This is a genomic window from Streptomyces pyxinicus (assembly GCF_024753135.1).
In the GTDB taxonomy this organism is placed as follows: Bacteria; Actinomycetota; Actinomycetes; order Streptomycetales; family Streptomycetaceae; genus Streptomyces; species Streptomyces pyxinicus.
In genome coordinates this window covers 1-14,180 of sequence record NZ_JANUGP010000014.1, presented here as the reverse complement: position 1 = coordinate 14,180, position 14,180 = coordinate 1, and the positions used below count along the sequence as shown (strand labels likewise).

Annotated in this window: 9 protein-coding genes; 5 read left to right on the top strand and 4 right to left on the bottom strand. The window is 74.2% G+C overall.

Going from position 1 to position 14,180, the window contains the following annotated elements; genetic code table 11:
• Window positions 1–83: 83 nt before the first annotated feature.
• The 4 genes from NX794_RS19340 to NX794_RS19325 are packed head-to-tail and all read right to left on the bottom strand — an operon-like array spanning window position 84 to window position 4,082.
• Complete coding sequence (locus NX794_RS19340) at window positions 84–1,130, bottom strand: ABC transporter substrate-binding protein (RefSeq protein ID WP_258779833.1); 1,047 nt, start codon at window positions 1,128–1,130, stop codon at window positions 84–86.
• Window positions 1,127–1,960, bottom strand: coding sequence for an ABC transporter ATP-binding protein (locus tag NX794_RS19335; RefSeq protein WP_258779832.1), 834 nt, complete (start codon window positions 1,958–1,960; stop codon window positions 1,127–1,129). Before NX794_RS19335 ends, NX794_RS19340 begins: the two co-directional genes overlap by 4 nt.
• Entirely contained in the window at window positions 1,957–3,036 is a 1,080-nt protein-coding gene (locus NX794_RS19330; protein WP_258779831.1) for a FecCD family ABC transporter permease, read from the bottom strand. Before NX794_RS19330 ends, NX794_RS19335 begins: the two co-directional genes overlap by 4 nt.
• Entirely contained in the window at window positions 3,036–4,082 is a 1,047-nt protein-coding gene (locus NX794_RS19325) for a FecCD family ABC transporter permease (protein ID WP_258779830.1), read from the bottom strand. Before NX794_RS19325 ends, NX794_RS19330 begins: the two co-directional genes overlap by 1 nt.
• Before the next feature lie 252 nt (window positions 4,083–4,334).
• Between NX794_RS19325 and NX794_RS19320 the strand changes: the two genes are divergently transcribed.
• The 5 genes from NX794_RS19320 to NX794_RS19300 all read left to right on the top strand — a co-directional run.
• Entirely contained in the window at window positions 4,335–5,003 is a 669-nt protein-coding gene (locus tag NX794_RS19320; protein WP_428985929.1) for a helix-turn-helix transcriptional regulator, read from the top strand.
• Between the two features lie 267 nt (window positions 5,004–5,270).
• Window positions 5,271–5,486 carry an MbtH family protein gene (locus NX794_RS19315; protein WP_258779828.1) on the top strand — a complete coding sequence of 72 codons (216 nt, stop codon included), beginning with the start codon at window positions 5,271–5,273 and terminating at the stop codon, window positions 5,484–5,486.
• A gap of 76 nt (window positions 5,487–5,562) precedes the next feature.
• On the top strand, window positions 5,563–5,829 hold the full coding sequence (locus NX794_RS19310) for a phosphopantetheine-binding protein (protein ID WP_258779827.1): 267 nt from the start codon (window positions 5,563–5,565) through the stop codon (window positions 5,827–5,829).
• Complete coding sequence (gene entS / locus NX794_RS19305; RefSeq protein ID WP_258779826.1) at window positions 5,816–7,192, top strand: enterobactin transporter EntS; 1,377 nt, start codon at window positions 5,816–5,818, stop codon at window positions 7,190–7,192. Before NX794_RS19310 ends, entS begins: the two co-directional genes overlap by 14 nt.
• A gap of 253 nt (window positions 7,193–7,445) precedes the next feature.
• Window positions 7,446–14,180, top strand: a 6,735-nt coding sequence (locus NX794_RS19300; RefSeq protein ID WP_258779825.1) for a non-ribosomal peptide synthetase, incomplete at its 3' end; no start/stop codon positions are given.

Here is a 14,180-nt window from a genome sequence, read left to right as displayed (position 1 = left end):
TGGGCACGGCACCGCCCGGCGGCCGGGCCCCGGGAGGGGGCCCGGCCGCCGGTTCGGGTGTCCACCGGCGGGTGGCGCGGGTGCTACTTGCCGGCGACGGCGTCGGCGAGGATCGGCGTCAGCTTCTTCGCGACCCAGGGCGAGCTGAGCGCGTCCGGGTAGGCGACGGCGGAGGCGAGGGTGTTCTCGGACGGCACGACGGCGTAGTGCTTGCCCTTGACCACCTTGAGGGACTTGAAGAGCTTGTTCTTCCCCAGTTCGGAGGCGGACACCAGGCCGTTGTCGCCGAACGGGTAGGTGACCAGCAGGACGTCGGCCTCCAGTTGGTCGAGGTTCTCCAGGCTGACGGCGTTCTTGCTCGCGCTGTACTTCTTGGCGTTGGGGGCCTTGGTGAGGCCGAGTCCCTCGAAGACGCCCGGGTCCTGGTCGGCGTAGGAGGCGTAGGTGATCTGCTCGGGGTGGACGACCGCGTAGGTGTACGTCTTGCCCTTGAACTCCGGGTGCGCCTTGGCCGCGTCGCCGAACGCCTTCTCGTTGGCGGCGATGATCTGCTCGGCCTTGCCGGTCATGCCGAGCGCCTTGGCGGCGGTCTTCAGGCGGTCCTGCCAGGTGAGGGTGTCGGCGTCCTTCTTGTCGGCGTAGGTGACGACGGGGGCGATGGGCTTGAGCTTGGCGTAGTCGGTGTTCATCGACCAGGTGTTGACGCCGAGGATGACGTCCGGGGCGGCTTCGGCGATGGCCTCGTAGTCGGTGCCGTCGGTGTCGTCGTACGTCTTGAGCTCGGTCTTCCCGAGCTTCTCGATGGCCTGCTGCTTGTACTCGGGGACGGGGCCGCCGTCCTCGGCGTCCGGGGTGATGACCGGGACGATGCCGAGGGCGAGGGCGATGTCGGTGTCACCGTCGGAGACGGTGGCGACCCGGACCGGCTTCTTGGCGACCTCGGTGGTGCCCCAGGCGTTGCCGAGCTTGACGGGGAAGGCCGCGGAACCGGCGTCGGCGGCGCCGGACTTGGACTCGGGCTTGTCGTCCCCGGACCCCGAGCAGCCACTGGCGAGGGCCAGGGCCGCGGCGACGGCGAGGAGGGTGCGTACGGCGCCGCGGCGGCCGGCTGGTCTGGGAAGGCGGTTCACGTTCTGTTCTCCTGGATGAGGTGGCGGCTGCCCAGCGGGAAGATCTGGGGCCGGTCGGTGCGGGGGTGGGGCACGACGACGCAGTCCAGGCCGAAGACCTCGGCCACGGTGCGTTCGTCGAGCACATCTGCCGGCGGGCCCTGGCGCACGATCCGGCCGTCGCGCATGGCGACGATCGTGTGCGCGTACAGGGCGGCCTGGTTGAGGTCGTGGGAGACGAGGACGATGGTCTTGCCGGTGCGTTCGTTGAGGTCGGCCAGCAGGTCCAGCACCTCGATCTGGTGCGCGATGTCCAGATAGGTGGTGGGCTCGTCGAGGAGCAGGGTCGGGGTGTCCTGGGCCAGGGCGAGCGCGATCCACACCCGCTGGCGCTGGCCGCCGGACAGGGCGTCGACCGGGCGGTCGGTCAGCTCGGCGGTGCCGGTGGCCGCGAGGGCCTCGGCGATCAGCAGGTCGTCGGCCTCGGTACGGCGCTGCCCGAACCGGCGGTGCGGGTGGCGGCCCCGCCACACCAGGTCGCCGACGGTGATGGACTCGGGCGCGATCGGGGACTGCGGCAGGATGCCGAGCCGGCGGGCCACGTCCCGGGTGCGCAGGGAGTGGATGTCCGCTCCGTCGAGCAGCACCGAGCCGGCGGCGACGGGCAGCAGCCGGGCGATGGACTTCAGCAGCGTGGACTTGCCGCAGGCGTTCGGGCCGACGAGTGCGGTGACCCGCCCGGTCTCGACGGTCAGCGACAGTTCCTCGATGACGGGGGTGTCGCCGTATCCGGCGGTGATGCCGCGCGCCTCCAGCGCGTGCGGGCCGGTGGTGACGGTCTGTTCGTTCACGAGACGGCTCCCTGCCTGCGCCGAAGGATCAGCCAGACGAAGTAGGGCGCGCCGAGCAGCGCGGTGAGGACCCCGGTGGGCACCGGGCTGATCAGGGGGGCGTTCTGGGCGAGGACGTCGGCGCCGATGACGATCACCGCGCCGACCAGCGGGGCGAGGGCGATGGCGCGTTCGCCGCCGACCAGCCAGCCGGCGATGGGGCCGCTGATCAGCGAGACGAAGCCGATCGGTCCGACGACGCTGGTGGCGAGGGCCGCCGCGGCGGCGCCGACCAGCAGGGCGGCGGCGCGGGCCGGCCGGACCCGGGTGCCGAGGCCGGTGGCGAGCTGGTCGCCGAGGGCCATGCCGGACAGCGGCCGGTGCAGCAGCGCGGTGCAGGCCAGGCATCCGGCGAGGCCGAGGGCGAGGGTGCGCACACCCGGCCAGTCGGCGCCGTTGGTGCTGCCGATCAGCCAGCGCATCACCACGGCGAGGTCGTCCTGGTCGGCGATGGTGAAGAGGTAGTTGGTGTAGGCGGTGCACACGGCGCTCAGCCCGATGCCGACCAGGACCAGCCGGTAGGTGTCGACACCGCCCCGGTAGCTGAGCGCGTACACGGCGCCGAGCAGGGTGAAGGCGCCGGCGAGCGCGGCCAGCGGCGGGCCGGAGGCGAAGGCGGCGGGGGCGAGCAGCAGCACGGTGGCGGCACCCGCGCCGGCGCCGGCCGAGATGCCGACGATGTCCGGGGTGGCCAGCGGGTTGCGGACGAGCCGCTGGTAGAGGGCGCCGGCGAGGCCGAACAGGGCGCCGGACAGCAGCGCGGCGAGGGCGCGGGGCATGCGGAGTTGGAAGATGAGGTAGTCGGCGAGCCCGGTGCGCAGGCCGAGGGCGGCGGGCAGCACGTCGGCGGCGTCGATGTGGGCGACTCCGCCGAGCAGCACCGAGGCGGCGGTGAGGCCGAGCAGCAGTACCAGGAGTACGGCGGTGACGGCGGCCGTCCTCAGGTTGTGCGCGCGGCGCCGGGCGCGCAGCCGGGCGGCGGTGGCCTGGGGGGAGACGGTGGGCGCGGGCGGGGTCTTGCGGATCGCGGTCGCCATCACACCCGTACCAGGTCGCGGCGGCGGGCCAGCCACACGAAGAAGGGGGTGCCGACGGCCGCGGTCATGACGCCGACCTGGATCTCGCCGTGGTCGATGATCAGGCGGCCGGCGGTGTCGGCGCCGGTGAGCAGGACGGCGCCGAGCGCCATGGACAGCGGCAGCGACCAGCGGTGGTCGGGTCCGGCCAGCATGCGGGCGCAGTGCGGGGCGACGAGTCCGACGAAGGCGACGGGTCCGGTGGCGGCGGTGGCGGCGGCGCACAGCAGGACGGCGACGGCCGCGGCGGCGAGGCGCGCGCGTTCGACGGGGACGCCGAGTCCGCGGGCGGTCTCGTCGCCGAGGCTGAGGATGTTGAGGGTGCGGCCCAGCGGCAGCGCGAGCAGCAGTCCGACGGCGGCGAACGGCAGCACGTCGTCCAGGACCGCGGCGCGGCCGGTGAGTTGGCCGACCGACCAGAACCGCAGATGGGCGAAGGCGGCGTCGTCGCGCACGACCATCAGCGTGATCAGTGAGGACATCACGGCGGCCAGCGCGACCCCGGCCAGGATCAGGCCGATGGTGGAACTGCCGGTGTTGGTACGGGTGCCGATGAGATAGACCAGGACGGCGCTGAGCGCGGCGCCGATCAGCGCCATCCAGAAGTAGCCCTGGAGGTCGGTGACTCCGAGGTAGAGGATGCCGACGACGACCGCCATGGCCGCGCCCTGCTCGATGCCGAGGAGGCCGGGCTCGGACAGCGGGTTCATGGTCAGCGCCTGCATGATCATTCCGGCGGCGCCCAGCGCCGCGCCGACGAGGAGCCCGAGGAAGGTCCGCGGGATGCGCTCGGACCACAGCACATGGGAGTTGTACGCGTCGCCGTTCGGGTGGAGCAGGATGTGCACGATGTCGAGCGGGGAGATGTGGCGTGAGCCCAGGCCGACGCTCGCGATCAGGGTCGCCGCCACCGCGACCGCCGCCAGCAGCAGGCAGGCGGCGCCCCGGGAGAAGCGGGTCCTGGCCGGCGGGGGCGACGTCGCCACCGGCGGGGACGTGGATGTCATGGTTTCTTCTGCTCCTCACGAGTTGTACGGCAGGTTAGGTTACCCTTACCTTGCCTGGCGTCAATACAACGCAGAGGCACAGGCCTCGAATTCAGGGGTCGGTCTTCCGGCCCCGCAGACCTGGGGGATCTCGTGACACAGAGTGCGGTTCGGACGAAGCAGACGGAGCACGCGGACCCGGAGGAGCCGGGACACAGACGGGCGGAACGAGCGGACGACGCGGGCGTCACGACCGAGGGCCACCCCACACACGTGCACGACTTCCACCAGTTCCTGTATGTCCCGCTGGGCCGGATCGTGGTGACGGCACGGGAGACGGACCACGTGCTGTCACCGGCGGTGGGCCTGTGGCTGCCGGCGGGCGTGCCGCACAGCGCGCGCTTCGAGCCGGACTCACTGGTGGTCAGCGAGACCTTCGACGCGGAGCGGTACCCGCTGCCGTACACGCGGGCGACGGTCGTGCACGTCGGCGAGGTCAGGCGCCGCCTGCTGCTGACCCGGATGCGCAGTTCGGGAGCCGTGCCCGAGGACGCCGCGGTCTTCACCGAACTGGCCGGTGACGAGCAGCGGCTGCCGCTGCCCCGGCCCGCGAGCACGGCGGCCCGCGCGGTGGCCGTGGCGCTGCTGCGCGACCCGGGCGACCCGCGGACGGCGACCGAGTGGGCCGAGGCGCTGTACACCAGCTCCACCAGCCTGCGCAGGGCGTTCCGGGTGGAGACCGGCCTGTCCTTCTCGGAGTGGCGCACCCGGGCGCGGCTCAACCACTCCCTGGCCCTGCTGGCCGAGGGACACCAGGTCGGAGCCGTGGCGGCGCGGGTCGGCTTCGTCAGTGCGAACGGCTTCATCCTGGCCTTCCGGCGGCACTTCGACCGGACCCCGGGCGCGTACGTCCGGGAGCGGACCGAGCGCGCCGTCGGGTAACGTCCGCGGCGGCGACGGACAACGACCCCGCCCAGGGGCCGCGTTGCGGTGGCGGGCGGCACGAGCGGCACAGCCGCGTGCGCCCCGCCGCCCCCTTCGGTCATCGCGGCCCACGCGCCCCCACCAGGCTTGACACCTACCCGACTTTGGGCAATTTTAGGCAAGCCTTACCTAAGTGAATGTCCGGTGTGCGGCGGTGCGAGACCCTCCCCCGCACACCCGCACGCATCCGCACGCGCACCCACCACCCCCACGAGGAGATCACCCATGCCCGCGACCAACCCCTTCGAGGACGACGACGCCCGCTACCTGGTCCTCGTCAACGACGAGGACCAGCACTCACTGTGGCCCGCGTTCGCCGAGGTGCCCGCGGGCTGGACCGCCGCGCACGGCGAGGACTCCCGGCAGGGCTGCCTCGCCTACGTGGACGAGCACTGGACCGACATGCGTCCGGCCGGCCTGGCCGCACGGTCCCGAACTTGACCCGACCGAGGAATGATTGTTAGGTAAGGCTTACCTAACTCACCACGAAAAAACATCGATCAGGAGAGGAAGACCCATGACCGACGTATCCAGACCGCAGCCCTTCACCCTCGACCGCCTGCGCGACGACCTCGCCGGACTGCTCTACGTCCAGGCCGAGGAGGTGGCCGTCGACGAGAACGTGTTCGACCAGGGACTGGACTCCGTCCGGATGATGACGCTCGTGGAGGGGTGGCGGGCCGACGGCGCGGAGGTCGGCTTCGCCGAACTCGCCGAGCGCCCGACCCTGACCGACTGGGCCACGCTCCTCGATCCCGCCGGAGCGCCCCGTGCGGGCGCGTGACCTGCTGGTCGACATCGAACCCCTGCGCACCAGCAGGGACTTCAGGGCCATCTTCGTCGCCCGCGTGGTGTCCCTGTTCGGCCTCGGCATGGCGACCGTCGCCCTGTCCGCGCAGGTGTACGACCTGACCGAGTCGACCTTCAGCGTCGCCGTCGCCAGCATGATCATGAGCGTGACGGTGCTGCTCGGCTCGCTGTGGGGCGGCTGGATGGCCGACCGCACGGACCGCAGACGGCTCATCGTGCGAGCACGGGCGTCCGCCGCGGTGGCCTTCGCGGGACTCGCGGTCAACGCGTTCCTGGCCGACCCCAGCCTGTGGGGGATCTACGGCTGTGTCGCCCTGGACGGACTCGCCACCGGCGTGAGCGTCACGGCCCTGATGGCGGTGGCGCCCACCCTGGTACGCCCCGACCAGCTCCCGGCGGCCGGCGCGCTGATCTCCCTCACCGGTGAGATCGGCTCCATCTCCGCCCCGCTGCTCGGCGGTGTGCTGCTCGCCGCGGGCGGCCCCGGCCCGGTGTTCACCTTCACCGCCGTCACCACCGCCGTGACCACGCTGCTCATCCTGCGGGTACGGCCGCTGCCGCCGGTCGCGGACGCGGACGACGACGCGGACGAGAGCGGCGAGGACGGCGGCTCCCCGCTCGTGGCCTTCAAGTTCGCGCTGCGCAACCGCGTGGTGGGGGCACTGCTCGGCCTCGGCGGGATCACCGTCCTGTTCAACCTGCCGGTGGTGCTCTTCCCGGAACTGGTCGCCACCCGCTTCGGCGGCGGCGACGTGATCCTCGGCCTGCTCTACACCGCCCCGGCCGTGGGCGCCGTGCTCGTCTCCGCCACCAGTGGCTGGGTCGTCCGGCACCGGCGGCCCGGCCGGCTGCTGCTCACCGCCGCGCTCACCGGCGGCCTGGCCACCATCGGCTTCGGCTTGAGCCACAGCGTCTGGATCGCCGTACTGATGCTGGCCGTCGGCGGCGCCGCCGGCACGGTCTACGAGATCCTCGAATACGCCCTGGTCCAGCACAACACCCCGGACCGGCTGCGCGGACGCGTGGTCAGCGTCGTCACCGCGCAGGGCACCACCGGCAACGTCCTCGGCGACGCCGAAGTGGCCCTGGTGGCCCGCTGGTTCAACCCGGCCGGCGCGGCCGTCGTCAACGGCGCGGTGTGCGCCGTCGCCGCGGTGCTGGCCGCCGTCCTGGTGCCGGGCCTGCGCCGGGCCACCCTCCCGGGCGACGAGGACGAGACCGGGACCGGTCCCGATACCGACGCCGGTCCCCTTGCCGGCGCCGGGGCCGGTGAGGCCGCTGTCGAGGGCCCGTCCGGGACCGGTCCCGAGCGGGACGTCCCGGCCACCGCCGGCTAGGTCCTCCGGCCCGTCCCCGCCGGAGGACCGGTCGAGGGCCCGTCCTGCCGGGACCGGCCGAGGCTCCGACCCATCGGGGCCGGCCGGGACCTCCCCGCCGCCAAGTCCCCTGCCGACAAAGGGCTTCCCTCGGGCGGCCGCCCCGGTTCCCACCCGCCCACCGCGCCGTACGGACCCCGCGGCGCCGCGCACTCCTGCCCCTCCCCTGCGGACGATGCCCCATCGCGCCGCGCCCCACCCTGGAGCGAGACCCATGACCGAGCGTGCCCAGCGGCGACTCCCCCTCACGGGAGCCCAGACCGGAGTCTGGTACGGCCAGCGGCTGGCCCCCGACTCCCCGGTCTACAACGTCGGGCAGTACGTGGAGATCAACGGTCCGGTCGAGGTCGCCGCCTTCGAGGAGGCCGTGTGCCGCACGGTCCGGGAGTGCGAGGCGCTCACGGTGCGGTTCGAGGAGGACGAGGCGGGCGAGCCCTGGCAACTCCTGGCACCGCACGGCGAGGTGCCCGGGGGCCCGGTGCTGCGGGTGGTGGACCACCGGGACGCCGGTGACCCCGACGCGGCGGCGCTGGAGCTGATGCGCGCCGACATGAGCCGTCCCCTCGACCCGGCCACCGAACCGCTGTTCGCGTACGCGCTGCACCTGGTCGGCCCGGACCGCGCCCTGTGGTACCAGCGCGCCCACCACATCGCGCTCGACGCCTACGCCTTCTCCCTGGTCGCCCGGCGCGTCGCCCAGGTGTACACGGCCCTGGTCCGGGGCGCGGAGCCGGAGCCCACGCCGTTCCGTCCGCTGGCCGACGTGGTCGCCGAGGAGCGGGACTACCGGGATTCCGGAAAGGTCGCCGAGGACCGGGAGTTCTGGTCGTCCCGGCTCGCCGACCGGCCCGAGCCCGAACTGCTGGCCGGTGCCGCGCACCCCGCCTCGCAGACCTTCCTGCGCGACGGCGTCGTGCTGACCCCCGAGGCGACGGCCGGTCTGCACGCCATCGGCCGGGCGGCGCGGGCGAGTTGGGCGGACGTGGTGACGGCGGCGTTCGCCGCGTTCCTGCACCGCTCGACCGGCTCCCGGGACGTCCTGCTGTCCATGCCGGCCATGTCCCGGCTGGGTTCGGCGGCGCTGTGGGTGCCGGCGATGGTGGTGAACGTACTGCCGCTGCGGGTCCCGGTCCGGCCCGGTGCCGGCATCGGCGAGCTGACGGCCGAGGTCGCGGGCCTGGTCCGCGACCTGCGCGCCCACCAGCGCTACCGGGCCGAGGACATCCGGCGCGACCTCGGACTCGTCGGCCGGGAGCAGGGCGTGCTCGGCCCGATGGTGAACATCAAGGCCTTCGACTACGCCCTGGACTTCGCGGGCGCGCCCGGCACCGCGCGCAACATCGCCGCCGGGCCCGTACACGACCTCACCCTCGGCCTGTACCACGACGCGGCGCACGGACACATCCGCTTCGAGCTGGACGCCAACCCGCTCGCCTACGACGCGGACCAACTCGCCGCGCGCTGTGCCGAGTTCCACCGCTTCCTGACCGAACTCGCCGCCGCCGGACCCGGCACCCCGGTGGGCGGCCCCGAGCTGGTGGACGACCGGACCCGGCGCGCCCTGGACGACGCGGCCGCCGCCACCGCCCGCGAGGTGCCGCCGGGGACGGTCGTGGACGCGGTCGCCGAACAGGCCGCCGCCCAGCCCGCCGCGACCGCCGTCATCGCGGGCGGCTGTCAACTGGCCTACGCGGAGCTGGACGAGCGCGCGAACCGGATCGCCCGGCTGCTGATCGCGCGCGGCGTCGGCCCCGAGTCCTACGTCGGCATCGCGCTGCCCCGCACCGAGGACCTGCTGGTCGCGCTGCTGGCGGTCCTGAAGGCGGGCGGCGCCTATCTGCCGCTGGACCTCGACTACCCGGCCGACCGGCTGGACCACATGGTGCGCGACGCCCGCCCAGTGTGCGTGCTGACCACCCTGGCCGCCGCGCCGAGCGCGCCGGACGTGCCGGGCACCGAGACCCTCGTACTCGACGCGCCCGACACCCTGGCCGCCCTCGCCGCGCTGCCCGCCAGCCCGGTCGCCGACGCCGAGCGGCTCGCGCCGCTGGACGGCGGGCACCCGGCGTACGTGATCCACACCTCCGGCTCCACCGGCCGCCCCAAGGGCGTGGTGGTGCCGCACGCGGCGCTCGCCAACTTCCTGCGGATGCAGGCGCACGAGCTGGCCCTGTCCCCCGGTGACACCCTGGTCGCGGTCACCACGATCTCCTTCGACATCGCGGCGCTGGAGCTGTGGACGCCGCTGATCAGCGGCGCCACCGTGGTCCTCGCGGACCGGGACACCGTACGCGACCCGGCGGCGCTCGCCGCGCTGGTGGACGCCCACCGGCCGGCGGTGATGCAGGCGACGCCGTCGCTGTGGCACGCGCTGCTCGCCGACGGCACCCCGGCGGCGCTGGTCGGGACGTCCGTCCTGGTCGGCGGCGAGGCGGTCCCGGCGGACCTGGCCGAGCGGCTGGCCCGCACCGCCCGCCGGGTCACCAACGTCTACGGTCCGACCGAGGCCACCGTCTGGGCCACCTCCAGCGACCTCGCGCCCGACCACACGGGCACGCCCGACATCGGCACCCCGTTCTGGAACACCCGCGCCCACGTCCTCGACGGCGCCCTGCGGCACACCCCGGCAGGCCGGGCCGGCGAGCTGTACCTGGCCGGCGCCCAGCTCGCGCGCGGCTACCTGGGCCGGTACGCCCTGACCGCCGAGCGGTTCGTGGCCGACCCCTACGGGCCGCCCGGCACCCGGATGTACCGCACCGGCGACCTGGTGCGGCGCCGCCCGGACGGGCGGATCGAGTATCTCGGCCGGGCCGACGACCAGGTCAAGCTGCGCGGCTTCCGCATCGAACTCGGCGAGATCGAGAGCGTGCTGGGCGCGGCGGAGACCGTGGGCCGCGCGGTGGCCGTCGTCCGCGAGGACGTGCCCGGCAGCCGGCACCTCGTCGGCTACGTCGTCCCGGCGGGCGACGGCCAGGCGCCGGACCCGGTCACGCTGCGGGAACGGGCGGCCGAACGGCTGCCGGAGTACATGGTCCCGTCGGCCGTGGTGGTCCTCGACGCCTTCCCGCTGACCGCCAACGGCAAGGTGGACCGGCGCGCGCTGCCCGCCCCCGACCTGTCCGGGCTGACCACGGCCGGGGCCCGCGCCCCGCGCGGTGCCCGGGAGGAGATCCTGACCGGCATCCTCGCCGACGTGCTCGGGCTGCCGTCGGTCGGCCCCGACGACGACTTCTTCACCCTCGGCGGCCACTCGCTGCTCGCCGCGCGGGTGATCGCCCGGGTGCGCGGCACGCTGGGCGCCGAGTGCGGCATCCGTGACGTGTTCGAGGCGCGTACGGCCGCCGGGCTGGCCGAGCGGCTGGCCGGCCGGGACAGCGTGGGTCGTCCGCCGCTGACGGCCGGCGTCCGCCCGGAGCTGCTGCCGCTGTCGCACGCCCAGCGGCGGCTGTGGTTCCTGCACCAGATGCAGGGCCCGAGCGCGGCCTACAACATCCCCTTCACGGCCCGCTTCACCGAGCCCCTGGACCCAGGCGCCCTGGACGCGGCGCTGGGTGACGTCGTGGCCCGGCACGAGACGCTGCGCACGGTGTTCGCCGAGACGGGCGGGGAGCCGTACCAGCGGGTGCTCGCGCCCGAGCGGGCGGACGTACGGCTGCGGGTCGTGGTGATGGCCGAGGAGCGCTTCGACGCCGAGAGCGAGCGGGCGCTCGGCCATCTCTTCGACCTGGCGGCCGAACCGCCGGTCCGGGTCACGCTGTTGTGCGATCCGGCGACCGGGGCGCAGGCGCTGGTGGTGCTGCTGCACCACATCGCGAGCGACGAGTGGTCCATGGGCCCGTTCCTGCGCGACCTGGAGACGGCCTACGCTGCGAGGATCTCGGGCACCGCCCCGGAGTTCCCCGAACTGCCCGTCCAGTACGCGGACTTCGCCCTCTGGCAGCGCGCCCTCCTCGACGGCACCGGGGACTCGCCGGCCGCCCGTGAGGCGGACCACTGGCGCAAGGCGCTGGCGGGGCTGCCCGAGGAGCTGACGCTGCCCGCCGACCGGCCGCGTCCGGCCGAACCGAGCCACGCGGGCGGCATGGTGCACCGCGAACTCCCCTCTGAACTGGCCATCGAAATACGGCGGTTGGCGCGGGAGAGCGGCACCAGTGTGTTCATGGTGGTGCACGCGGCGGTCGCCGCCCTGCTGCACCGGCTCGGCGCCGGGGACGACATCCCCCTCGGCACCCCGGTCGCCGGACGCACCGACACCGCGCTGGACGACCTCGTCGGCTTCTTCGTCAACACCCTGGTCCTGCGCGCCGATCTGAGCGGCGACCCCACCTTCGCCGAACTCCTCCAGCGGGTGCGGGCCACGGACCTCACCGCCCTGGACCACGCCGACCTGCCCTTCGACACGGTGGTCGAGGCCGTCAACCCGCACCGCGGCCTGGCCCGGCACCCCCTCTTCCAGACGATGGTGTCGCACAGCACGGTCACCCAGGACGTGCGCCGGCTGTTCGGCCGGGACACCCGGGTGGACCGGATCGACCCCGGCACCACGAAGTTCGACCTCGACTTCACGTTCTCCGACACGGCCCACGCCGACGATCTCGACCTGGAGGTGTTCTTCGCCGCCGACCTCTTCGACCGGCCCACGGTCGAGCGGCTGACGGACCGCCTCCTGCGTCTGCTCGCGCAGGCCGTGACCGACCCCGCGCTGCCCCTCTCCGGGTACGCGCTGCTCGATGACACGGAGCGCGAGCGGCTCGCGGAGTGGAACGCCACCGCCCGCCCGGTGCCGGTGGGGACCGTGGCGGAACTGCTTACCCAGCGCGCCGCGCACACGCCGGGGGCGACGGCCGTGGTCTGCGGTGCGCAGCGGCTGAGCTTCACCGGCCTGGACGACCGGGTGGAGCGGCTGGCGCGGGTGCTGGCCGCCGAGGGCGTCGGCCCGGACACGGTGGTGGCGCTGGCCCTGCCGCGCTCGGCCGACTCGGTGGTGGCCGCGTTCGCCGTCCTGCGCGCGGGCGGCGCCTACCTCCCGCTGGACCTGGACCACCCGGCGCACCGGCTGGAGTTCATGCTCCGGGACGCGGCACCGGTGTGCGTGCTGACGGCGGGCGCGGTCATCGACTCGGTGCCCGAACTGCCGGGCGTGGCACGGCTGCCGCTGGACGAGCCGGCGTTCACGGCCCGCCTCGCCACGGCCCTGGACCTGCCCGTCCCCCGTACGGCGGGCCCCGGCCACCTCGCCTACGTCATCTACACCTCGGGCTCGACCGGCCGCCCCAAGGGGGTCGGCCTGCACCACACCGGGCTGACGAACCTGTACCGGGACCACGAGCGCGCCCTGTACCGGCCGGTCGCCGAGCGGCTGGGCCGCCGGGTACGGGCGCTGCACACGGCGTCGTTCGCGTTCGACTCCTCCTGGGAGCAGTTGCTGTGGCTGGTCGCCGGGCACGAACTGCACGTCCTGGACGAGTTCGGCCGCCGGGACGCGGACGCGGTGGTCGCCTATGTGCGTGAGCACCGTATCGACACGCTGGACGTCACCCCGTCCTACGCCCGCCAGCTGCTCGACGCCGGTCTGCTGGCCGGCACCTGGCGCCCGCCGCTGTTCCTGCTCGGCGGCGAGGCGGTACCGCCCGCGCTGTGGACGGAACTGGCCGCCGTGCCCGGCGTGGAGACGGTCAACTACTACGGTCCGACCGAGTTCACGGTGGACGCGCTCATGGCCCGGGTCACCGACAGCGCCACCCCGGTCGTCGGCCGCCCCCTGGACAACACCCGCGCCCACGTCCTGGACGCGCGGCTGCGTCCGGTGCCGCCCGGGGTGCCCGGCGAGCTGTACCTGTCGGGTGCGCAGGGCGCGCGCGGCTATCTGGGCCGGTACGCCCTGACCGCGGAGCGGTTCACCGCCGACCCCTACGGGCCGCCCGGCACCCGCATGTACCGCACCGGCGACCTGGCCCGGTGGCGTCCGGACGGCCTGCTGGAGTTCCTCGGACGCGCCGACGACCAGGTCAAGCTGCGCGGCTTCCGCATCGAACTCGGCGAGATCGAGGAGGCGTTGACGGCACGGCCCGGGGTCACCTCGGCCGCGGCCGTGGTCCGCGAGGACGCCCCCGGCGCACCCCGTCTGGTCGCGTACGTCACCGGTACGGCGGACCCGGCCGCCCTGCGCCGCGACCTGGCGGCCGACCTGCCCGACTACATGGTCCCGGCGGCCGTCGTACCGCTGGACGTGCTGCCGACGAACGTCAACGGCAAGCTGGACCGGGCCGCGCTCCCCGCCCCGGTGCTCGCGGCGCGGGAGACCTCCCGGCCCCCGCGCGGCGCGGTCGAGGAGCGGCTGGCCGACGTGTTCGCCGAGGTGCTGGGCGTGTCCGGCGTCGGCGCCGACGACGACTTCTTCGCGCTGGGCGGGCACTCACTGCTCGCCACCCGGCTCGCCGCCCTGGTCCGCGACGGGGGCACCGCCTGCTCGGTGCGGGACGTCTTCGAGACCCGGACGATCGCCGCGCTCGCCGCCCGGCTGGCCGAGCGCGCGGCGTCCGCCCGCCCGGAGCCGTCCCGGGTCACCGAGCGTCCCGTGCCGCTGCCGGTGTCCTACGCCCAGCGGCGACTGTGGTTCCTGCATCAGGTGGAGGGGCCGAGCGACACCTACACCCTCCCGGTCGCGCTGCGGCTGCGCGGCACGGTGGACGCGCGGGCCCTGGATGCGGCCTTCGGCGACGTGGTGGCCCGGCACGAGGTGCTGCGCACGGTGTTCACCGAGGTGGACGGGGAGCCGTACCAGCGGGTTCTGGCCCCTGAGGAGTGCCGGGTGCCGTTCGCGGTGCGCGCGGTCGCGGCGCCGGACCTGGAGCGGGAGGTGACGGCCGCCGCCGGCGGCACCTTCGACCTGACCGCCGAGCCGCCGCTACGGGTCACGCTGCTCGACGTGGCGGAGGACGACCACGTA

Bases quoted from the DNA above. Each gene is read 5' to 3' on its own strand.
- NX794_RS19330 (WP_258779831.1), bottom strand. From the start codon at position 3,036: ATGGCGACCGCGATCCGCAAGACCCCGCCCGCGCCCACCGTCTCCCCC.
- NX794_RS19325 (WP_258779830.1), bottom strand. From the start codon at position 4,082: ATGACATCCACGTCCCCGCCGGTGGCGACGTCGCCCCCGCCGGCCAGG.
- NX794_RS19315 (WP_258779828.1), top strand. From the start codon at position 5,271: ATGCCCGCGACCAACCCCTTCGAGGACGACGACGCCCGCTACCTGGTC.
- NX794_RS19310 (WP_258779827.1), top strand. From the start codon at position 5,563: ATGACCGACGTATCCAGACCGCAGCCCTTCACCCTCGACCGCCTGCGC.